The organism is Brevundimonas sp. SH203, from assembly GCF_002157625.1.
Lineage (GTDB): Bacteria > Pseudomonadota > Alphaproteobacteria > Caulobacterales > Caulobacteraceae > Brevundimonas.
Map to the genome: position 1 here is coordinate 62,657 of NZ_BDMM01000002.1, position 20,294 is coordinate 82,950.

Sequence of the window (20,294 nt, forward strand, 5' to 3'; positions counted from 1 at the left end):
GAACGCTAATGGGTCACGACCGCGCAATCCCAGCCGTCGTAGTCCAGCTGGAAGGCCGCGGCCCAGGTCTGCATCATGGCCGAGGTCGCCGAGAACGACGCTTCGTCCACCGCCATAGTGGTTTCGAGAAGGGTGGAATCGTCCGCGCCGCTGGTCAAAAAGCCCGCGCGTCGGGCGACCTCGTTCAGGTCGCCGTGATCGCCCTCGCCATAGAAGTAGAACCGCGTGTGGCGCGGCGTCACGCCGCTGTCGCCCTGTTCGGCCAGCGCCGCGCGCACCATGGCGTCGCGTTCGTCATGACTGATGTCCGGGGCCAGCAAGGGCGGCGTCTTCCTTCGGTCTCTACGCGCGCGAGAAGCCCCCGCACGGCAGGGCCATGCGACGTTCGCGTCAGGTTGTCGGTTAAGCGGCCCGTTTAGAGAGGGAGGGGCGTGGGAGCAACTGGAAACATCGACAGGAGACATATCGACGTTCGATGGCGTGCGATGACCTTAATGACGTAAGCGAGAGGCTCGCGCCTCACGAATAGGGTCGAATATTCGCATGTTTGTGTCAGTAGTGTTGCGGTTGCGTCACGTTCAGGGCTTGGACGCGGCCGTTATATGGCTTTAACGTACGCTATCTTCGGGAGTTGCGCCCGAAAATCCCCAGGCGTTCCCCCACGCCTGACATCATCAAAGAGGTTCTCCTTGACGTACCGCCGTTCACGACTGCTCGCAGGCAGCATGCTTTCCGCCCTTGGTCTGGTCGCCGCCTTCCCCGCCATGGCTCAGCAGACGCCGCCGGCGGACGGCGAACAGGCGAAGGATCAGCCGGCAGAGGTCGGCGAGATCGTCGTCACGGGGTCGCGCATTCCGCGTAACGAGTTCACCAGCTCCTCGCCGGTGCAGGTGGTGACGGCGCAGCGCGCCGAACAGCGCGGCCTCAGCGACACGGCGCAACTGCTGCAATCCGCGACCGTCGCGGCCGGTTCGCCTCAGGTGAATGCGACCATCTCCAGCGCCTTCGTCACCGACGGCGGCCCGGGCGCATCGACGATTTCGCTGCGGGGCCTGGGCGCCAACCGCACTCTGGTGCTGCTGAACGGCCGCCGCGCCGGTCCGGCCGGCACGCGCGGCGGCGTGTCCGCCTTCGACCTGAACGTCATCCCGCAGTCGGCGCTGGATCGCGTCGATATCCTGAAGGACGGCGCCTCTTCGATCTATGGTTCGGACGCCGTCGCCGGCGTGGTCAACCTGATCACCGCCAAGCGCAACGGCGGCGAGATGAGCGTGTTCGCCACGGCGCCGTTCGAGGGCGGCGGCGAGCAGTACAATATCTCCGGCACCTATGGAAAAACCTTCGACCGCGGCCACTTCAGCGTTTCGGCCGACTACTATCGTCAGGAAGAACTGACGGCGGGTGATCGCGATTACCTGATCTGCAAGAACCAGTATGTGTTCGAGCCGGGCACCCGCAACCGCGCCGATCGTATCGACCCGCGCACGGGCCAGCCGACCTGCAACGATGTTCTGTGGGGCCAAGTCTATGCCTATGGCCCGAACTTCGAATCGCGCACCGGCCGCTTCCAGTACGATTATGACGGCGACCTGGGCAAATACATCCCCGTGCGTCCCTCCAATCCGGCGACCAGCGCGGCTCTGCCGGGCGCGCCGAACGGCTTCTATGTGGTGAACTACGACGCCGCGTCTCGCGCGGTCGTGAACGCCAGCCACCCCTTCGCCAAGAAGGAAACCATCGTCCCCGAAGTGCAGCGTTACACCGCGTTCGCGGAAGGCTCGTATGAAGTGGGCGGCGGCGTCGAAGCCTATGGCGAATTCCTGGTGAACCGTCGCGAGAGCCGCACCAACGGCTATCGTCAGTACTGGAACTACACCTACACCAGCGACTTCTTCGGTCCCGGCGTCGGCGATCCGGTCACCGGATTCACGGGCGACAACATCCTCAGCGCAACACCGGTCACGGACCACTATAGCAAGTCGCAGCGCGTGGATTATATCCGCGGCGTGGCGGGCCTGCGCGGTTCGGTCACTCTGGGCGCGACCGGCTCCTGGAAGTGGGACGTCTTCGCTCAATACAGCCGTTCGGATGGTGATTATTCGCAAGACGTCCTGCTGAAAGACGCCGTCACTTCGACCAGCTTCAAGACCGCCAGCTGCCTGGGCACCAACCTGCCCGTCAGCGGTCGTCCCTGCATCGATATGGACTTCACCAACCCGCGTGTGCTGCGTGGCGACCTGACCGACGCCGAAAAGGCGTTCCTCTACGCCGACGAGACGGGCAACACCCTGTACGAACAGACCTATGTCGAAGGGTCGATCGGCGGCAATCTGTTCAACCTGCCGGCTGGTCCGGTGGGGTTGGCGCTGGGCTTCCACCTGCGTCGCGACAAGATCAACGACACGCCGGGCGCAGTCACCCGGGCGTCCAACAGCTGGGGGCTGAGCGGCGCGGGCATCACGCAGGGCTCGGATGACACCCGCGAGGCTTATGCCGAGCTGGCGGTGCCGCTCCTTGCTAACGCACCGTTCGTGCAGAACCTCGATCTGTCGCTGTCCGGCCGTTACACGGATACGAAATCGTCTGGCGACGCTTCGACCTATAAGGTCGGTCTGAACTGGGCCCTGAACGACGCGATTCGCTTCCGGGCGACGCGCGGCACCTCCTTCCGCGCGCCGGCGTTGTTCGAACTGTATCTCGCCGACCAGACCAGCTTCCTGGGCCAGCGTAGCGTCGATCCCTGCATCAATCTGGACGACCGTCTGGCCGATGGCGGCGTGAGCCAGCAGCTGTACAACAACTGCCGAGCCGCGAGCGGTCCTGGCGGCGGCGTTGCGGGCGACTTCACGGGCGGGCAGGCATCGGCCAACATCGTGACCGGCGGGGGCTTGGGAAATCTGAAGCCTGAAACCTCGACCTCGACCGTTCTGGGCGTGGTGCTGACGCCACCGAACAGCGGCCTGAGCCTCGCGGTCGATTATTTCGAGATCGAGATCAAGGATCAGGTCACCAACCTGGGCGCCGCCAATATTCTGATCGCCTGCTATACGTCGGACAACTTCCCGACCGATCCGGTTTGCAACCAGTTCGACCGGGACAAGACCCTGGGCATTACCCAGGTTCGCGACAGCTTCATCAACATCGCCAACCAGCAGAACCGCGGTCTGGACTTCACGGTTCGCTATGTGAACGAGACACCTTGGGGCAAGCTGAGCCTAGACAGCCAGACGACGTGGACGCTGGAGAACTACACCTCTCTGTTCGCCGGCAACTTCGTCAATCCTCTGGGTGAAGTCGGCTATCCGGAGTTGGTCGGAAACATCAACCTGACCTTCAATCGCGGTCCGTGGACGGCGTTCTGGGGCTTTGACTGGATCGGCAATCAATCCAGCCTGAACGAGTATGTTCGCGACAACGGTTCGGCGTTCCCGACCTTGGACGGTCGCAAGGTCGAGGTGAAGGCCGCTGCGGAGTTCACCGGCTTCCACAGCGCCTCGCTGAGCTACGAGTTCGACGGTTGGAAGGTGATGGGCGGCCTGGCCAACATCTTCGACGAGAAGCCGCCGGCAGCCACGACGACCATCGGCCAGTACCAAACCACGGGTAACTCGATCCTGGCGTCGCAGTACACCGAGGCCTACTACGGTCGTCGCGCCTTCGTGCGTTTGACCAAGTCGTTCTGATCCGTCAGACATCGACGACGGCCATTGGAGGCGGCGGAGCGATCCGCCGCCTCTTCTGATTCAGGAGGCGCCGCAAAGGCGTCGAGACGGAGAAGCGGCATGGCGATCATCTCGGGCATCAAGGACACCCTGGATGCGGAAGTGGCGAAGTTCGACCAGACGCCGCTGCGTCAGCCCGTTCTGCTCAACAGCGTGCCGAAAGGCGGCACGCATCTGTTGCGCAATATCGTGCGGATGTTCGTCCCGGTGGACCAGCATCACGACCGCGATTTCGTTCAGGCGCCGAACATGCATCTGCATCTGGACGCCTTCAATCCGCATGAGCCGAAGCTGGCGGCCGCCCATCTGTTGTTTGACGACCAGGCGGCGGCCAATGTGCGTCTGACGCGGCATCTGATCCTGGTGCGCGACCCTTATGACTGGGTGTTGGCGCGGGCGCGCTTCATGGTGTCGGACGCCTTTCATCAGGACAATCTGGAGCATCTGAAGTCGGGACTGTTCAGCGCCGATGTACTGATCAACATGATGATTTTCGGCATCCACGCCAAAAGTCCGTCGCTGCTTGACATCTTCACCCACAACGCCGCCGCCTGGCTGGGCACGGGTGTCCATCTGGTCCGCTACGAGGATATTCTGAAGGCGATCCAGACGATCGATTCCGTCGAATCCGAAGCCTATTTCGGCGATCTGCTGGCAGCCTGCGGCATCGACAGGCCAAGCAACTGGAAAGACCGCGTGCTGGTGGGCTCGGATCGCAAGCTGAGCCGCACCGCGCGCGAGAATCTGCAACTGCCCGAGGGCATAACCCTGCCTGCCGCCCTGTCGGAGCAACAGCGCGCCCTGGTCGATTTCCATGCCCCGGGTTTAAGGGCGCTTCTGGGCTACGCCTGATCCTTGATCGCCGCGATCCAGTCGGGGAGTTCGTCGATGCGGGAGAGGGAGACGTAGCGGGGTTCGTTGGTGGGGGCGTCGGCGAGTTCGTGGGCCCAGGTGACGGCGTAGGGGATGTGGACGCCGAAGGCGCCGGCGGCGATGGCGGGCAGGACGTCGGACTTCATGGAGTTGCCGGCCATGACGGCCTCGGCCGGGCCGGTGCCGTGGCGGGCGAAGACGCGCTCGTATGTGGCGCGGTCCTTCTCGGAGACGATCTCGACGGCGGCGAACCGTTCGCCCAGACCCGAGGCGGCCAGCTTGCGCTCCTGATCCAGCAGGTCGCCCTTGGTGATCAGGACCAGGCGATAGGTCTGGGACAGTTCGGCGATCACCTCGTCCACGCCGGGCAGGGTTTCGACCGGGTGGGCCAGCATCTCGCGCCCGGCGGCCAGGATTTCGCGCACGACATGGGGCGGAGCGGCGCCGTCCGTCAGCTCCATCGCCGTCTCGATCATCGACAGGGTGAAGCCCTTCACCCCATAGCCATAGAGACGCAGGTTGCGCTGTTCGGTTTCGGCCAGGCGCGCGCCGATGACGGCCTCGTCGCCGTGGTCGGCCAGAAGATCGACGAACCGCGCATGGGTCAGGCGGAAGATCGTCTCGTTGTGCCAGAGGGTGTCGTCGGCATCGAGGCCGACCGTGGTGATGCTCATGCCGCGCCCCTATCATGGGACGACGGAGGAGGGGAGACGCGATCGGCGGATCGGCGCCGCGCGATCAACGCGCATTCGTGACTTGAGGCCGGGCCGGGCCTGGGTCAGATGAAGGTCATGTCCCTTTCGTTGTCCGCACGGCTGTTCGGCGTCCTGTTGCTGGGACTGCCCGTGGGGCAGACGGCGGCGGCCGCGCCTGCTGCGAACGTCAGCGCGGCGGCCGTCGCGGCCGGCCCGGCGCGACCCGGTCCCGTGCAGGCGCGGCTGAACCAGCGGGTGTTCGACCGGGTGTGGGACGAGGTGCGGCGCGGCTATTACGACCCGACCCTGCATGGGGTCGACTGGCGGGCGGCGCGGGCGCAGTTCCGGCCCCAGGCGCTGGCGGCGCCGGACGAACGGTCGCTGTATCGGGTCGTGAACGCCATGCTGGACCTGCTGGACGACGGCCATGCGGCGGCCAGCCCTCCGGCGGCGGTTCGACGCCAAGAGGCCCAGTTCGCGCGCCGGGCGGTGATGGGGCTGACCCTGATGCGCGGGGCGACGCCGGACGACTGGACCGTCGAACGCATCCGTCCCGGCTCTCCGGCCGAGGCGGCGGGGGTGCAGATCGGCTGGGCGCTGAACAGCGTCGACGGGCGGCCGTGGGGGCCGGACGTGGAGACGTTCGACGGTCGGCCCGTGCATCTGGTCCTGACCGACGAAACGGGACAGCGCCGCGAGGCCACCGTGACGCCGCGCGTCATGGAGGCGGTCCAGCCCTTCGTCGCCGATACGTCGCGGCCCGGCGTGCTGGTGCTGCGGGTCGAGCAATTCGACAAGGGGCTGGGCCCGTGGATGGGCAGCGCGCTGGAGGGCCTGCCGCCCGATGTGGACGTGATCCTGGACCTGCGCGGCAATCCCGGCGGTCGGCTGTGGGAGGCGGAATCGGTGCTGACCTGTTTCCTGCCGCGCGGCCAGGCCTGGGCCACGCGCACGGGACGCACGGGGCGGGCGGTGGTGCTGAGGGCGGCGGGCGATTGCGGCGACCGGCGCGATCCGCTGGCCAATCCGGTCGCGGTGCTGGTCGATCAGGGCAGCCGCAGCGCGGCGGAGCTGACGCCGGCGGCCCTGCAGGAGGCGCGGCGCGGGATCGTGGTGGGGGAAAGGACCGGCGGCTCGGTCCTGATCGCGCAGGAGACCAATCTGCCGGACGGCGGGCGGCTGACGCTGAGCCGGGCGGACTTCGTGACGAGCGGCGGGACGCGGCTGGAAAAGCGGGGGGTGACGCCCGATGTCGCCGCGCCGCGCACCGTGATCCAGCGTCGGAACGGCGACGACCCGACGCTGGAGGCGGCCATCGCGGCGCTTCGGGCTTCTGATCGCGCCGAGAACGCGGGCCGTTCAAGCGGACTTTAGGACGATTTCTTCCATCGAATCATCCTGGCGAAAGCCGGGATGAGCGGAAATCAAAAAGCGATCAGCAGCATTTGAACCCGCCTGCTCCGCCGAACCGGCGTTGCTCGTGCAGGCGGAAGAAGGCGGTCCTGTCCAGCGGGGGCTGGTCGGGATGGGTCGCCGCCGCGTGGTCGACATAGGCCTGATAGTCCGGCTGGCCGATCATGGCGCCGGCCGTGCGCCGGACGCCGCGACCCCAGCGGATGGCGGCGTCGCGGCACAGGCACAGCAGGTCGTCGGAAGCCTCAGGCACGGGCCGCGTCCGCCGCGTCGTCGGCCGCCGTCAGATCGTGCGCCTCGGGATATTCGCGCACGGTCGGGCGGTTGTTGCGATAGGCCTTCAGGCAGGCCAGGACGCCATAGACCACCATGGTGAGGACCACGAACAGGAAGCCCGCCGTCAGGGCCGAGTTGACGTAGTCGTTGACCACGATCCGATGCATGTCCGCCGCCGATTTGGCCGGGGCGATCAGATCGTCGGCGCCCAGGGCCTCCTGATACTTTCTGGCGTGGGCCAGGAAGCCGATGCGGACGTCCGGGTGGAACAGCTTCTGGAAACCGGCCGTCAGGGTGCAGATCAGAAGCCAGGTCGCCGGAACGACCATGACCCAGGCGAACCTCTCGCGCTTCATCTTGAACAGGACGACCGTGCCCAGGATCAGGGCGACCGCCGCCAGCATCTGGTTGGCGATGCCGAACAGGGGCCACAGGCTGTTGATGCCGCCCAGCGGATCGACCACGCCCGTATAGAGGAAATAGCCCCACAGGCCGACCGTCAGGGCGGTGGCCACGACATTGGCGGCCCAGGACTTGGTCTCGCGCATCTTGGGCACGGCGACGCCCAGCAGGTCCTGGATCATGAAGCGGCAGACGCGGGTGCCGGCGTCCACCGTGGTCAGGATGAACAGGGCCTCGAACAGGATGGCGAAATGATACCAGAAGGCCATCATGGCCTTGCCGCCGATGACGTTTGACAGGATGTGGGCCATGCCGACCGCCAGCGTCGGGGCGCCGCCCGCGCGCGACAGGATCGAATGTTCGCCCACGTCGCGGGCCAGTTGCTCCAACTCTCCGGGGGTGATGTGGAAACCCCACTGGGCCACGGCGGCGGCGGCCGAGGCGGCGTCCTTGCCGATGACGGCGACCGGGCTGTTCATCGCGAAATAGACGGCCGGGTCCAGAACCGTGGCGGCGATCAGGGCCATGACCGCGACGAAGCTTTCGCACAGCATGGCCCCGTAGCCGATCATCGGAATCTGGGCTTCGTTCTCCAGCAGCTTGGGCGTGGTGCCCGACGAGATCAGGGCGTGGAAGCCCGACACGGCGCCACAGGCGATGGTGATGAACAGGAAGGGGAACAGGGCGCCGGCGAAGACCGGACCCGTGCCGTCGATGAAGGGGGTGGCGGCGGGCATCTGCAGATGCGGACGCACGATCAGTATGCCGATGGCCAGGGCCAGGATGGCGCCGATCTTCAGGAAGGTCGACAGATAGTCGCGCGGCGCCAGCAGCAGCCAGACCGGAATGACCGAGGCGATGAAGCCATAGACCATCATCAGCACCGCCAGGGTCGGGCCGGTCAGGGTGAAGGCCGGCCCCCAGTAGGGATCGGCCGCGACATGGCCGCCGCCGATGATGGCCAGGATCAACAGGACCACGCCGATCACCGACACCTCGCCCACGCGGCCGGGGCGCAGGAAGCGGGTGTACAGGCCCATGAAGAGGGCGATGGGGATGGTGGCGGCGACGGTGAAGGCGCCCCACGGGCTTTCGGCCAGAGCCTTGACCACCACTAGGGCCAGGACGGCCAGGATGATGACCATGATCATCAGCACGCCGACCTGGGCGATGACGCCGGGAATATTGCCCATCTCGGTGCGGATCATGTCGCCGAGGGATTTGCCGTCGCGGCGCGTGGACATGAACAGGACCATCATGTCCTGAACCGCCCCCGCCAGCACGGCGCCGACCAGAATCCACAGCACGCCGGGCAGATAGCCCATCTGGGCGGCCAGAACCGGCCCGACCAAAGGCCCGGCCCCCGCGATGGCGGCGAAGTGGTGGCCGAACAGGACGTTTTTGGGCGTCGGCACATAGTCCAGCCCGTCGTTGCGGCGCATGGCCGGGGTCGCACGCGCGGCGTTCAGCCCCATGACCTTGTTCGCCAGATAGCGGGCGTAGAATCGATAGGCGATGGCGTAGGTGCAGACGGCGGCGACCACCATCCAGACCGCGCTGACGCTCTCGCCCTGATGCAGGGCGATGACGCCCAGCGAAACGGCCCCCAGGATGGCGATGGCGCCGAAGATGATGGGGGTGCTTAGCTTGCCCACGACAGATCCCTCCCGACCGGCTGACTGCGGCCCTCAGCCGTGGTTTGCACCACAATGCGGGACAAGGCCAATGGACCAAGGTCGTAGGGCGCCGATCTTCTTTCGTCATTCTCCGGCAAGCCGCCTCTTGGCGGCGCAGACCGGGGAACCCAGCGGCGCCGAAGGCGATGCAGCCGCCAAGAGACTGTTGAAGCTATGCGTGCGCGACAGGTTCGCGCTCTCGCGCGCCGCTGGGTCCCCCGGTCGCTTCGCGCCGGAGGATGACGAAAGGGGAGAGTAAAAGGCCCTCTCCCCACAGGTGGAGAGGAGACGATGCTACGTCCGAACCACCTTCACCCGTCCGGCCGCTTGGCGCGCGCGGTCGCGGGCTTCATCCACGTCGGCGCCGCGGGCGGTGGCGACGCCCATGCGGCGGCGCTCGAAGGCTTCGGGCTTGCCGAACAGGCGCAGGTCGGCGGTGGGGACGGACAGGGCCTCGGCGACGCCGTCGAAGGCGACGCCCTGCGCTTCCAGGCCGCCATAGATGACGGCGCTGGCGGCCGGTTCGCGCTGGGTCACGTCGACCGGCAGGCCCAGGATGGCGCGGGCGTGCAGAGCGAATTCGCTCAGGGTCTGGCTGGCCAGGGTGACGAGGCCGGTGTCGTGCGGGCGAGGCGAAACCTCGGAGAACCAGACCTGGTCGCCCTTGACGAACAACTCCACGCCGAAGACGCCGTAACCGCCCAGGGCGTCCGTGACCTTGGCGGCGATGGCCTGGGCCGAGGCGAGGGCGGCCGCGCTCATGGCTTGGGGCTGCCAGCTTTCGACATAGTCGCCCTTGATCTGGCGGTGGCCGATGGGGGCGCAGAAGTCCGTGCACGTCTCGCCGTCGGCGCCGCGCGAGCGGACGGTCAGCAGGGTGATCTCGAAATCGAAGTCGATCCGGCCCTCGACGATGACGCGGGCGCCCGCGACCCGGCCGCTTTCCTGGGCATAGGTCCAGGCGTCGGCGATCTGATCGGCGCTTTCGACGAAGGATTGGCCCTTGCCGGACGACGACATGACCGGCTTGACGAAGCAGGGATAGCCGACGGTCTCGGCGCCCGCCGCCAGTTCCCCGGCCGATCCGGCGAAGGCGTAGGGGCTGGTGGGCAGGCCCAGGTCCTCGGCCGCCAGTTTGCGGATGCCCTCGCGGTTCATGGTCAGCTGCACGGCGCGGGCAGTGGGGACCACGCGCGCCATGCCCGCCGCCTCGATGTCGGCCAGAACCTCGGTGGCGATGGCCTCGATCTCGGGCACGATGATGTGCGGCGCCTCGGCCAGGATGACGCCGTTCAGCACCTGGGCGTCGGTCATCGGGATGACATGGCTGCGGTGCGCGACCTGCATGGCCGGGGCGTTGGGATAGCGGTCCACGGCGATAACCTCGCAGCCGAGCCGCTGAAGCTCGATCGCGACCTCCTTGCCCAGTTCGCCCGCGCCCAGCAGCATGACGCGGACGGCGGTGTCGGAAAGCGGGGTGCCGAGTTTCATCGTCTGCTCCTGAAATCCTCCCCCGTGAAGCGCAGCGGAACGGGGGAGGATCGGAGGTTTACAGCCGCGCCTTCGCCGCCGCGACGACGGCGTCCGAGGTGATGCCGAACTTTTCGTAGAGGATTTCGGCCGGGGCCGAGGCGCCGAAGCCGGTCATGCCGATGAAGGCGCCGTCCTCGCCGATGAAGCGTTCCCAGCCCTGCTTGATCGCGGCCTCGACGGCGACGCGCACCGTGCCGCGACCGATGACGGCGGCCTGATAGGCGGCGTCCTGCTGTTCGAACAGTTCGAAGCTGGGGACCGAGACGACGCGGGTGGGCGTGCCTTCGGCCTCCAGAACCTTGGCGGCGTCCAGCGCCAGGGCCAGCTCCGTGCCGGTGCCGAACAGGGTGACCCTGGCCTCGCCATTGGCGGCCTTGATCTCATAGGCGCCCTTGGCGGACAGGTTCTCGCCCGAGGCGACGGTGCGGACCGCCGCGGTCTTCTGGCGCGACAGGGCCAGGGCCGAAGGGGCGGTCCTGGTCTGAAGCGCGACCTGCCAGCACTCCATCGCCTCGACCGTATCGGCGGGGCGGAAGACCAGAAGGTTCGGAATGGCGCGCAGCGCCGCCAGATGTTCGACCGGCTGGTGCGTCGGGCCGTCCTCGCCCAGACCGATGGAGTCGTGGGTCAGGACGTGGATGGCGCGGACCCCCATCAGGGCGCCCAGACGGATGGCCGGGCGGCTGTAGTCCGAAAACACCATGAAGGTGCCGCCATAGGGGATGACGCCGCCGTGCAGGGCCAGGCCGTTCATGGCGGCGGCCATGCCGAACTCACGGATGCCCCAGTTGACGTAGCGCCCCTCATAGGTCGGGGCGTCCAGGATGGGCGTGCCCTTGACGAAGGTGTTGTTCGAGCCGGTCAGGTCGGCCGAGCCGCCGACCAGTTCGGGGATGGCGGCGAACAGTTCATCCAGCGCGGCGCCCGACGACTGGCGCGTGGCCTGGGCCGGTTGCGTCTCGATCAGTTCGGCGATCTTGGCGTTCAGGGCGTCGAAGGCGGCCTCGGGCAGATCGCCCTTCATGGCGCGGGTGAAGTCGGCGGCCTGGGCCGAGGCGGCGAGGCGGGCCTCCCACTTCTTGCGGTCCTTGGCGCCGCGACGGCCGACCTTGCGCCAGGCCGACAGGATCGACTCGGGCATTTCGAACGGGTCGTGATCCCAGGCCAGGCCCAGGCGGGTGGCGGCGATCTCGGCGGCGCCCAGGGCCGCGCCGTGGGTCTTGTGGCTGCCTTCCATGGTGGCGGCGCCCTTGCCGATCTTGGTCTTGCAGGCCAGCAGGACGGGCTTGTCCTGACGGATCGCCCACTGCATCGCCGACTTGATCGCCTTCATGTCGTGGCCGTCGACGGCCTTGACCGCCCACCCAGCGGCCTTGAAGCGGGCCTTCTGGTCCACGGCGTCCGACAACGACACCTTGCCGTCGATGGTGATCTCGTTGTCGTCCCACAGGACGGTCAGCTTGTTCAGCTTATAGCGGCCGGCCAGGGCGATGGCTTCCTGAGACACGCCCTCCATCAGGCAGCCGTCGCCGGCGATGACCCAGGTGCGGTGATCGACCAGATCGTCGCCGTATTTGGCGGCCAGATGCCGCTCGGCCATGGCGAAACCGACCGAGGTGGCCAGACCCTGACCCAGCGGGCCGGTCGTGACCTCGACGCCCGGCATATGACCGTATTCGGGGTGCCCGGCGGTTTTCGAACCCCACTGGCGGAAGTTGGACAGTTCTTCCTTGGTCGCGGCCTTGTAGCCGGTCAGGTGCAGCAGGGCGTAGATCAGCATCGAGCCGTGACCGGCCGACAGGATGAAGCGGTCGCGGTCGGCCCAGTCGGGGCGGCTGGCGTCAAACTTCAGGAATTTGGAGAACAGCACCGTGGCGACATCGGCCATGCCCATCGGCATTCCGGGGTGGCCCGACTTGGCCTTTTCCACGCCGTCCATGGCGAGGACGCGGATGGCGTTGGCCATCTGCTCGGGGGTGGCCTTGGGTGCGGATTTGGCGTCGGTCACGGCGGAGACCTTTCGGGCGATGCGGAATTTAAGAGGCGGCGCCGCTTTACCCCGGCGCGTCCTCGGGTTCTATACGCAATTTGCAAGGAGCGACCGATGGCAGACGCCACCACGGCCGCACGGGCGCGTATCGACCGCGCTCTGGCCGATCTGGAACGCAAGATCCTGGAGCTGAAGGCGCGCCCGGCCTCGGCCCCCGCCGTGGCGGACGACGACCTGTTCGCGCCCCGACCGGCGGATGCGCGCGTCGCCGAGCTGGAAGCGGCGGGGCGCGAGGCGTCCGAGGCCCTGGGCCGCGCCGCCGAGGCCGTGCGCGAGGTTCTGGACGAGACCGAGGGCGCCACGGAAGGCGAGGACCGCTGATGGCCACGGTGACGGTGGATGTGAACGGCCGCCCCTATGCGGTGGGTTGCGCCGACGGTCAGGAGGAGCGGGTCCGCATCCTGGCCAAACAGTTCGACAACCGGGTCCGGGCCGTAGCCCAGGACGTGGGCCAGGTCGGCGACCTGCGCCTGTTCCTGATGTCGGCCCTGATCCTGGCCGACGAACTGCATGAAGCGCGTCTGGGCGGTGCAAAGGCCCCCGTCGCGCCCGCGCCCGCCCCGACGCCCGTCGCAAGCGACGGGGTCGCCGAGGCCCTGAACGCCGTCGCCGCCCGGATCGAGAAGATCGCGCAAAATATCTGATCGGGCGCGGCTGGCGCGTTCGGCCGCGAGGGCCTATCTTGTCCGGCGGCGGGTCATGCTGCGGCCCACGTCGAAGACAACATATCCTTCTGACCTTAATTCACTCTACGGGATCTGTCCCTGTCCGGGCTTGAGGGCCTGGGCATATGGAGCCCACCTGGCTACCCAGGTCGAGAGGATTTAAACGCTCTTCACGGTTCGCGCGGCGCCGCCACCCTTCCATCTTTTTTAGTGCGCTAACGCTCTCGACGCGGTCGCTCGCTGCTTGAGCGCGGCGGGTGCGCGTGTTTTTCGGTAATTGAGCGCGTGGACGTTTCCGGGAGGGCGGATGAGCCAGGACAAGCACGAACGCCGATCCGCCGCGCGGGCCTTGCGAAAGCGTCTGGCCGAGAGCGATCCGCTGGCGTCGCGTCGTGCGGCCGATCATGCCCGCGACCTGCCGCCGGCCCGGATCGTGGCCCTGTATCGCGCCATGGGGTCCGAACTGGACGCCGACGCCCTGGCCATGACGCTTGAGGCCGAGGGTCGGCGACTGTGCCTGCCGGTGGTGGTTCAGCGCGACGCGCCGATGCAGTTTCGCGCCTGGGCGCCCGGCGAGCCGCTGGAACTGGACGCCGCCGGATGCCCCGCGCCCCTGCCGCTAGCCGAGGTCGTCGATCCCGACCTGATCCTGACGCCGCTTCTGGCCTTCGACCGTTTCGGCGGACGGCTGGGCCAGGGCGGCGGCTATTACGATCGCACCTTCGCCGAACGCCCTGACGCCCTGCGGATCGGTTTCGCCTACGCCGGGCAGGGCGTGGAGCGACTGACGCTGGAGGATCACGACGTTCGGCTGCACGGCGTGCTGACCGAGGCGGGCTATCGGGATTTCGGTATATCCCATTGACATATACGCTCTCGCTCATCATGGTTTCGAGATGAACGCTCCTTGGAAAGCGCCGTTGAAGGCTTCGATCTTCATGTCGAATCGCTCCCAGGCGGTGCGCTTGCCAAAGGCTGTGGCCTTTCCTGATGACGTGAAGGAGGTTCGCGTCATCCAGGAGGGGCGCAGTCTCCTTCTTGTGCCGGCTGATGCCGTATGGGCTGATTTTCTCGCCGAGCCGGGGATAGACATCTGCGAGCCCGAAGATCCGATCGACGATTCCGTCGTGGAGTTCTGATGCTACGCTACAGTCTGGACACCAATGTCTGTGTCCGCATTCTTCGAAACAGGCCGGTCTTGAGCGGACCGCTTGCGGATCGATTGAGCGAGGCGGCGAATTCGATCGCCACTTCGACCATTGTGGCGATGGAGCTTCTGTACGGCGCCGCAGTGTCGGAACGCCCCGAGCAAAGACGCGAACAGGTCAACAGACTGCTGGCGCGGATGACCGTGCTTGATTTCGACGCCTCTGCGGCCGAACACGCGGCCGACATCAAGGCGGATTTGAAAAGGCGTGGTGAGTTGATCGGTTCAAACGACATTCTGATCGCAGGACATGCCCGCAGTCGGGGCCTGGTGCTGGTGACGGGCAATCTGCGTGAATTCGAACGAGTGAACGGTTTGAGGGTCGAAGACTGGCCCGCCGGACCCAGTGCGCCGGTGATCAAATGAGACTGGCCTTCTTCGGCGACGTCATCGGCAAGTCCGGCCGGGACGGGATCAGCGATCATCTTCCGGGGCTGAAACGCGACCTGAAGCTCGACTTCGTGGTCATCAACGCCGAGAACGCGGCGGGCGGGTTCGGCATCACCGAGAATACGGCGCGCGAACTGTTCATGGCGGGCGCCGACTGTCTGACGCTGGGCAACCACAGCTGGGACCAGCGCGAGGCCCTGACCTATATCGTGCGCGAGCCGCGCCTGATCCGGCCGGCCAACTATCCGCGCCTGATGGATGCGCCGGGCGCGGGGGCCAATCTGTTCGAGACGGATACGGGGCGCACGGTCCTGGTCATGAATGTGTTGGGCCGGGTGCATATGGACCCGATGGACGATCCGTTCGGCGCGGTGGAGCGCGAACTGGCCGCCGCCCCCCTGGGCGCCGTCGCCGATGCGGTGATCGTGGACATGCATTGCGAGGCCACCTCGGAGAAGATGGCCATGGGCCATTTCTGCGATGGGCGCGCGTCGCTGGTCGTGGGCACCCACACCCATGTTCCGACCGCCGATTGCCAGATCCTGCCCGGCGGCACAGCCTATCAGACCGACGCGGGCGGCTGCTGCGATTACGACAGCGTCATCGGCAACGAGAAGGACGAGCCGCTGCGCCGCTTCACGACCCGGATTTCGGGCGGTCGCTATACGCCGGCGTCGGGGCCGGCGACGGTGTGCGGCGTCTTCGTCGAGACGGATGACCGCACGGGCCTCGCCACGCGGGTCGAGCCGATCCGCGTCGGCGGGCGACTGTCTCAGGCCATTCCGGTCGTCTGACGCCGCGCGCGCAGCCTCAGCCGCATCGGCTCGCGGCTGCGCAGGGTGATCTGATGGACAGGGCGGGGTTCGGCGGTGGTCAGGGCCTCGACCTCGGCGACCCGCAGGATGGCGGCTAAAGCGATCATCGCCTCCTGCAGGGCGAAGGCCGCGCCGATGCAGACACGCGGCCCGGCGCTGAAGGGGATGTAGGCGTAGCGGTCGATGGTCTTGCGGGTCTCGGGCAGGAAGCGTTCGGGCCGGAAGGCGTCGGGGTCGTCCCACAGCCGTTTGTGGCGCTGAAGAATCCAGGGCGAGACGATCACCGTCGCGCCTGCGCCGATCTTCTGGCCGCCGATCTCGTCGTCCGCCAGCGCCTTGCGCGCCATGGTCGGGGCGGGCGGGAACAGGCGCATCGTCTCCTCCAGCACCGCGCGGGTCCAGGGCAGGGCCTCGGCCCATCTGGGATCGGCGACGTCGAAACCGTCGGCCTCGGCCTGGACCAGGGCCAGATAGTCGGGCTGGCGCGACAGCAGGTGCAGGGTCCAGCCCAGGGCGCGGGCCGTCGTCTCATGCCCCGCCAGGATGAAGGTCAGGATGTTGGCGGCGACCTCTTCGTCCGACAGGCCGGGGCCGCCGGTCTCGTCCCTGGCCAGCAGAAGGGCGCTGAGCAGATCGGCGGGCGGGGCGTCGCCGGCCTCGATGCGGGCGCGGCGGGCCTCAACCAGCCGGGTCACGCGCTGTTCGAAGAACCGGGCCGAGCGGAAGCTGGCCAGCCGCCCCAGACGCGGCGCCCAGTCCGGCGCGCCCAGCACGTCCAGCGGGTCGATACGCGCGCCGTTGGCCAGGAACTGGTTCAGGGCGCGTTCGAACCCGCGCGCCTCGCCGCCCAGCTCGTCCGAGAACATGGTGGCCGACAGGATGTCGAAGGTCAGGCCCGACATCTCGGAATCGACGTCCAGCACCCGCCCGCGCGCCGACAGCGCCCAGGCGGCGACGCGGGCGTGACAGACCTCGGCCATGCGCGCGTTCAGCGTCGCCATCTTCGCCGGGGTGAACAGGGGCGCCAGAATGCGGCGGGCGCGACGCCAGGTGTCGCCCTCGGTCAGCAGCAGGCCCTCGGCCAGCATCGGACCCAGCACCCGCTTCTGCAGTTCGCCCTTCTCGTAGTTGGCGGCGTTCTCGGTCAGGACGTGGCGCACGCCCTCCGGGTGGCTGACCACCAGAACCTCGCCGAAGGCCGACTGGCCATAAATCTGCGGCTCGGTGAAATGCCGCTTGGACCACATGCGGATGGGGTCGCGCCAGCTGACCCACAGGAAGGGCAGCAACGACAGCGACTTGCCCGCCCGTCGCGGCGGGATCGCGGGACGAAAGACGTCGGCGGTCATGGCGTCCATCGCACGCTCCTTTACTAACAGACGGCTCAGTCCGTCGCGTCGTCCGTGAAACGCGCGATCTGATGCATGCGTTCATGCAGGATCGTCACAATCCCGACCGTCCCGTCGGACAACACACGCCAATAGACGTAGTGATGGCGGCATCGGACGTAGAAGCCGTCGACGCCGAACTCGGCGGGAATGGCGCGCCACGCGACACGGCGGGCCGCGATGTCCTCGAAACAGGCGAAGAGGCGCCGGATATAGGTCTGGGCCTGCGCCTCGCCCCAGGCGTCCCGGCTGTAGGCGTAGATGTCGTCGAGGCGGCGGCCGGCCGCGTCCTGAATGCGAAAGCCGGCCATCTCGGTCAACGCCGGGCGTTGCGCGCGAACACGGCCTCGGCGTCGAGCGGGGCGTAGCGGCTTTCCGGCGCGTCGAATGCGGCGGTAAGCTCCGTCTTCAGCCGTTCGAACCGTTCGGCCTCCACCCGCTCGCGATCACGCCGGATCAGGTCGCGGACATATTCGCTGACATTCTCATAGGCGCCGTTCTCGCCCACATTGGCGGCGACGAACTCGCTCAACGGCCCAGTGACGCGGACATTGAGGGTCATGGAAGTGGACATGGCGCTCTCCTCTGTCCTCAATGTGAGGAATATCGAGGACGATGCAAGGGGTCAGCGCGTCGGCGGCGTCTGGGGCGACCAGGCCTTCATCTCGGCGATCTCGCGGGTCCGGGTGTCGATCACGGCCTGGGCCATGCGGCGGATTTCCGGGTCGCGGCTGTCGCGCAGGGCGATGCGGGCCATGGCGACGGCGCCCTCGTGGTGGACGATCATCCTGGCGACATAGGTTTGGTCGGCCGTCTGGCGGGCGGCCTCGGTCTCGGCCGTCGTGCGGGCCGCCGCCGCGTGGTTGGCGGCGGAGGTGTCGCGCAGCGCCTGCTGCACCGGATCGCCGCCGCCGTCGCAGGCCCCCAGCGTCAGGACCAGGGCGACGGGAACGGCGGCGCGGATCATGCGGCGTCGCCCAGCCAGCCGGGCATCCAGCCTTCGTGCCATTCGCGCAGATGGGCGACCGGGATGCTGAACAGTTCGCCCTTGTCGCCCTTGGAGGCGAAGGCGTCGCCGCCCGCATGACCGACGACCGAAGCGTGCAGACCGGCGGCATGCGCCTTGGCGATCAGGGCGTCGGCGTCGGTCACGGCGACCAGATAGCGGGCCTGATCTTCCCCGAACAGGAAGATGTGGGCGTGGGCGGCGCTGGAGGCGTCCAGCGTCGCGCCGACATCGGACGCCAGAACCAGATCGGCCGCGGCGCCGATCAGGCCGCCGTCGGACAGGTCGTGAACCACGGTCAGGTCGCCGCCCTCGATCAGGCCGCGCACGAAGTCGCCGGTCTTCTTTTCCAGCTTCAGGTCGACGGGCGGCGGGGCGCCGTCCTCGCGGCCCAGCACCTCGCGCAGATAGATCGAGGCGCCCAGTTCGCCGTGCGTCTGGCCGATCAGGACCAGCGTATCGCCCTCGGCCATGCCGCCGAAGCCGGTGACGACATCGTAGTTGGGCAACAGGCCCACGGCGCCCACGGTGGGGGTCGGCGGAATGGCGACGCCGTTGGTCTCGTTATACAGCGAAACATTCCCCGAAACGACCGGGAAGACCAGTTCGCGGCAGGCCTCGGCCATGCCGTCGATGGCGCGCACGATCTGGCCCATGATCTCGGGCCGTTGCGGGTTGCCGAAGTTCAGATTGTCGGTGATGGCGATGGGGCGGCTGCCCACGGCGGTCAGGTTGCGCCACGCCTCGGCCACCGCCTGTTTGCCGCCCTCATAGGGGTCGTTCTGGACATAGCGGGGGGTGCAGTCCGAGGTGACGGCCAGACCCTTGTCCGTGCCATGCACCCGCACCACGCCGGCGTCGGCGCCGGTGGAGGAATCCTGCAGGGTGTCGGCCATGACGTGGCGGTCGTACTGTTCCCAGATCCAGCGCTTGGAGGCCATGTCAGGGCAGGCGACGACCTTCATCACCGCATCGGCCCAGTTGGCGGGGGCGGGAATGTCCGAGTGGTTCAGCTTCGGCTGAAGCTCCGGCTGGACCCAGGGACGGTCGTACAGGGGCGCGTCGTCGAACAGGGGCGCCAGAGGCACGTCGCACACCGTCTCGCCATGATGCGTCAGCACCAGATGGCCGGTGTCGGTGGTCTTGCCGATGATGGCGAAGTCCAGACCCCATTTCTGGAAAATGCGATAGCCGACGTCTTCATAGCCGGGCTTCAGCACCGCCAGCATCCGCTCCTGGCTTTCCGACAGCATCATCTCATAGGCCGTCATGCCGGTTTCGCGCTGGGGCACCTTGTCGAGGTTCAGTTCGATCCCGACGCCGCCCTTGCCCGCCATCTCGACGGAGGAGGAGGTCAGGCCGGCGGCGCCCATGTCCTGAATGGCGGCGACGGCGCCCGAGGCCATCAGCTCCAGCGTCGCCTCGATCAGCAGCTTCTCGGCGAACGGATCGCCGACCTGCACCGTCGGGCGTTTGGCCTCCGATTCGTCATCGAACTCGGTCGAGGACATGGTGGCGCCGTGGATGCCGTCGCGGCCGGTCTTGGAGCCGAAATAGACCACGTCGTGGCCCGCCTCGGGCGCGGCCGAATAATAGATCTCGTCGGCGCGGGCCAGGCCGACGCACATGGCGTTGACCAGGATGTTGCCGTTGTAGCCCTTGTGGAAGTTCGTCTCGCCCGCGACGGTCGGCACGCCGACGCAGTTGCCGTAGCCGCCGATGCCGGCGACCACGCCCTTGACCAGACGTTTCGACTTCTCGTGGCTGGGATCGCCGAAGCGCAGGGCGTTCAGCAGGGCCACGGGGCGCGCGCCCATGGTGAAGACGTCGCGCATGATGCCGCCCACGCCCGTCGCCGCGCCCTGATAGGGTTCGATGTAGGAGGGGTGGTTGTGGCTCTCCATCTTGAAGATGCAGGCGTCGCCGTCGTCGATGTCGATGACGCCCGCATTCTCGCCCGGCCCGCAGATGACGCGCTCGCCGGTGGTGGGGAACTTGCCCAGGTGGATTTTGGAGGATTTGTAGGAGCAATGCTCGGACCACATGACCGAGAAGACGCCCAGTTCGACGTGGTTCGGCTCTCTCCCCAGTCGGTCCAGGACGACCTGATATTCATTGGGGGCCAGGCCGTATTCGGCGGCCAATTCAGACATGGTCTTTTGCGGAGCGCTCATGGGCGGCGC

General features: G+C 67.3%; 20 protein-coding genes and 1 other RNA gene. 10 read left to right on the forward strand and 11 right to left on the reverse strand.

Annotation, left to right across the window (positions count from 1 at the left end):
- Window positions 1-5 precede the first annotated feature (5 nt).
- Window positions 6-320 (reverse strand): ribonuclease E inhibitor RraB, encoded by a 315-nt coding sequence (locus SH203_RS04210; protein WP_234989378.1) that lies wholly within the window; start codon window positions 318-320, stop codon window positions 6-8.
- Window positions 321-725: 405 nt separating this feature from the next.
- Here SH203_RS04210 and SH203_RS04215 point away from each other — a divergent pair, with 405 nt between their 5' ends.
- Together SH203_RS04215 and SH203_RS04220 are read left to right on the forward strand one after the other, a co-directional pair.
- A complete protein-coding gene (locus SH203_RS04215) occupies window positions 726-3,683 on the forward strand; it encodes a TonB-dependent siderophore receptor (protein WP_234989379.1) in 2,958 nt (985 codons plus the stop codon).
- Between the two features lie 99 nt (window positions 3,684-3,782).
- Window positions 3,783-4,574, forward strand: a complete 792-nt coding sequence (locus tag SH203_RS04220; RefSeq protein WP_087119628.1) for a hypothetical protein — start codon at window positions 3,783-3,785, stop codon at window positions 4,572-4,574.
- Here the strand turns inward: SH203_RS04220 and SH203_RS04225 are convergent.
- A complete protein-coding gene (locus SH203_RS04225; protein WP_087119629.1) occupies window positions 4,565-5,269 on the reverse strand; it encodes an HAD family hydrolase in 705 nt (234 codons plus the stop codon). The two genes, SH203_RS04220 and SH203_RS04225, sit on opposite strands and share 10 nt — an antisense overlap.
- Window positions 5,270-5,386: 117 nt before the next feature.
- Here SH203_RS04225 and SH203_RS04230 point away from each other — a divergent pair, with 117 nt between their 5' ends.
- Entirely contained in the window at window positions 5,387-6,664 is a 1,278-nt protein-coding gene (locus SH203_RS04230; protein ID WP_234989380.1) for a S41 family peptidase, read from the forward strand.
- A gap of 61 nt (window positions 6,665-6,725) precedes the next feature.
- On the opposite strand, the gene SH203_RS04235 is transcribed toward SH203_RS04230, so the two are convergent.
- From SH203_RS04235 to tkt, 4 genes are all read right to left on the reverse strand, one after another.
- The gene (locus SH203_RS04235; protein WP_234989381.1) at window positions 6,726-6,956 is read right to left on the reverse strand and encodes a YbdD/YjiX family protein; all 231 of its coding nucleotides are present in this window, start codon (window positions 6,954-6,956) and stop codon (window positions 6,726-6,728) included.
- The gene (locus SH203_RS04240) at window positions 6,949-9,036 is read right to left on the reverse strand and encodes a carbon starvation CstA family protein (protein WP_087119631.1); all 2,088 of its coding nucleotides are present in this window, start codon (window positions 9,034-9,036) and stop codon (window positions 6,949-6,951) included. The genes SH203_RS04235 and SH203_RS04240 overlap by 8 nt, the downstream gene beginning before the upstream one ends.
- 315 nt (window positions 9,037-9,351) lie before the next feature.
- Window positions 9,352-10,548, reverse strand: a complete 1,197-nt coding sequence (purT, locus tag SH203_RS04245; protein WP_087119632.1) for a formate-dependent phosphoribosylglycinamide formyltransferase — start codon at window positions 10,546-10,548, stop codon at window positions 9,352-9,354.
- Between the two features lie 58 nt (window positions 10,549-10,606).
- Complete coding sequence (gene tkt / locus SH203_RS04250; RefSeq protein WP_087119633.1) at window positions 10,607-12,598, reverse strand: transketolase; 1,992 nt, start codon at window positions 12,596-12,598, stop codon at window positions 10,607-10,609.
- 96 nt (window positions 12,599-12,694) lie between these two features.
- On the opposite strand from tkt, the gene SH203_RS04255 reads away from it, so the two are divergent.
- The 7 genes from SH203_RS04255 to SH203_RS04285 all read left to right on the forward strand — a co-directional run bounded on the left by SH203_RS04255 (window position 12,695) and on the right by SH203_RS04285 (window position 15,696).
- The gene (locus tag SH203_RS04255; protein WP_087119634.1) at window positions 12,695-12,961 is read left to right on the forward strand and encodes a hypothetical protein; all 267 of its coding nucleotides are present in this window, start codon (window positions 12,695-12,697) and stop codon (window positions 12,959-12,961) included.
- Window positions 12,961-13,284, forward strand: a complete 324-nt coding sequence (locus SH203_RS04260) for a cell division protein ZapA (protein ID WP_087119635.1) — start codon at window positions 12,961-12,963, stop codon at window positions 13,282-13,284. The genes SH203_RS04255 and SH203_RS04260 overlap by 1 nt, the downstream gene beginning before the upstream one ends.
- Window positions 13,285-13,336: 52 nt before the next feature.
- Window positions 13,337-13,497: non-coding RNA, 6S RNA (gene ssrS / locus SH203_RS04265), on the forward strand.
- 115 nt (window positions 13,498-13,612) lie between these two features.
- The gene (locus tag SH203_RS04270; protein WP_087119636.1) at window positions 13,613-14,170 is read left to right on the forward strand and encodes a 5-formyltetrahydrofolate cyclo-ligase; all 558 of its coding nucleotides are present in this window, start codon (window positions 13,613-13,615) and stop codon (window positions 14,168-14,170) included.
- Between the two features lie 55 nt (window positions 14,171-14,225).
- A complete protein-coding gene (gene vapB / locus SH203_RS15860; protein WP_200808807.1) occupies window positions 14,226-14,444 on the forward strand; it encodes a type II toxin-antitoxin system VapB family antitoxin in 219 nt (72 codons plus the stop codon).
- Complete coding sequence (locus SH203_RS04280; RefSeq protein ID WP_087119638.1) at window positions 14,444-14,878, forward strand: type II toxin-antitoxin system VapC family toxin; 435 nt, start codon at window positions 14,444-14,446, stop codon at window positions 14,876-14,878. Before vapB ends, SH203_RS04280 begins: the two co-directional genes overlap by 1 nt.
- Window positions 14,875-15,696, forward strand: coding sequence for a TIGR00282 family metallophosphoesterase (locus SH203_RS04285; RefSeq protein ID WP_087119639.1), 822 nt, complete (start codon window positions 14,875-14,877; stop codon window positions 15,694-15,696). Before SH203_RS04280 ends, SH203_RS04285 begins: the two co-directional genes overlap by 4 nt.
- Here the strand turns inward: SH203_RS04285 and SH203_RS04290 are convergent.
- The 5 genes from SH203_RS04290 to purL are packed head-to-tail and all read right to left on the reverse strand — an operon-like array spanning window position 15,675 to window position 20,285.
- Window positions 15,675-17,075, reverse strand: a complete 1,401-nt coding sequence (locus SH203_RS04290; protein WP_087119640.1) for a cytochrome P450 — start codon at window positions 17,073-17,075, stop codon at window positions 15,675-15,677. The genes SH203_RS04285 and SH203_RS04290 overlap by 22 nt on opposite strands.
- 26 nt (window positions 17,076-17,101) lie before the next feature.
- Window positions 17,102-17,416, reverse strand: coding sequence for a type II toxin-antitoxin system RelE/ParE family toxin (locus SH203_RS04295; RefSeq protein ID WP_087120157.1), 315 nt, complete (start codon window positions 17,414-17,416; stop codon window positions 17,102-17,104).
- 5 nt (window positions 17,417-17,421) lie between these two features.
- Window positions 17,422-17,679 carry an addiction module antitoxin gene (locus tag SH203_RS04300; RefSeq protein WP_200808808.1) on the reverse strand — a complete coding sequence of 86 codons (258 nt, stop codon included), beginning with the start codon at window positions 17,677-17,679 and terminating at the stop codon, window positions 17,422-17,424.
- Between the two features lie 51 nt (window positions 17,680-17,730).
- Complete coding sequence (locus SH203_RS04305) at window positions 17,731-18,072, reverse strand: DUF305 domain-containing protein (RefSeq protein ID WP_087119642.1); 342 nt, start codon at window positions 18,070-18,072, stop codon at window positions 17,731-17,733.
- A complete protein-coding gene (gene purL / locus SH203_RS04310; protein WP_087119643.1) occupies window positions 18,069-20,285 on the reverse strand; it encodes a phosphoribosylformylglycinamidine synthase subunit PurL in 2,217 nt (738 codons plus the stop codon). Before purL ends, SH203_RS04305 begins: the two co-directional genes overlap by 4 nt.
- Window positions 20,286-20,294: the final 9 nt, after the last annotated feature.

Excerpts from the sequence above, each read along its gene's own strand:
- SH203_RS04215 (WP_234989379.1), top strand. The coding sequence starts at position 726 with ATGCTTTCCGCCCTTGGTCTGGTCGCCGCCTTCCCCGCCATGGCTCAG.
- SH203_RS04220 (WP_087119628.1), top strand. The coding sequence starts at position 3,783 with ATGGCGATCATCTCGGGCATCAAGGACACCCTGGATGCGGAAGTGGCG.
- SH203_RS04225 (WP_087119629.1), bottom strand. The coding sequence starts at position 5,269 with ATGAGCATCACCACGGTCGGCCTCGATGCCGACGACACCCTCTGGCAC.
- SH203_RS04230 (WP_234989380.1), top strand. The coding sequence starts at position 5,387 with ATGTCCCTTTCGTTGTCCGCACGGCTGTTCGGCGTCCTGTTGCTGGGA.
- purT (WP_087119632.1), bottom strand. The coding sequence starts at position 10,548 with ATGAAACTCGGCACCCCGCTTTCCGACACCGCCGTCCGCGTCATGCTG.
- SH203_RS04255 (WP_087119634.1), top strand. The coding sequence starts at position 12,695 with ATGGCAGACGCCACCACGGCCGCACGGGCGCGTATCGACCGCGCTCTG.
- SH203_RS04260 (WP_087119635.1), top strand. The coding sequence starts at position 12,961 with ATGGCCACGGTGACGGTGGATGTGAACGGCCGCCCCTATGCGGTGGGT.
- SH203_RS04270 (WP_087119636.1), top strand. The coding sequence starts at position 13,613 with ATGAGCCAGGACAAGCACGAACGCCGATCCGCCGCGCGGGCCTTGCGA.
- SH203_RS04280 (WP_087119638.1), top strand. The coding sequence starts at position 14,444 with ATGCTACGCTACAGTCTGGACACCAATGTCTGTGTCCGCATTCTTCGA.
- SH203_RS04285 (WP_087119639.1), top strand. The coding sequence starts at position 14,875 with ATGAGACTGGCCTTCTTCGGCGACGTCATCGGCAAGTCCGGCCGGGAC.
- SH203_RS04290 (WP_087119640.1), bottom strand. The coding sequence starts at position 17,075 with ATGGACGCCATGACCGCCGACGTCTTTCGTCCCGCGATCCCGCCGCGA.
- SH203_RS04295 (WP_087120157.1), bottom strand. The coding sequence starts at position 17,416 with ATGGCCGGCTTTCGCATTCAGGACGCGGCCGGCCGCCGCCTCGACGAC.
- SH203_RS04300 (WP_200808808.1), bottom strand. The coding sequence starts at position 17,679 with ATGTCCACTTCCATGACCCTCAATGTCCGCGTCACTGGGCCGTTGAGC.
- SH203_RS04305 (WP_087119642.1), bottom strand. The coding sequence starts at position 18,072 with ATGATCCGCGCCGCCGTTCCCGTCGCCCTGGTCCTGACGCTGGGGGCC.
- purL (WP_087119643.1), bottom strand. The coding sequence starts at position 20,285 with ATGAGCGCTCCGCAAAAGACCATGTCTGAATTGGCCGCCGAATACGGC.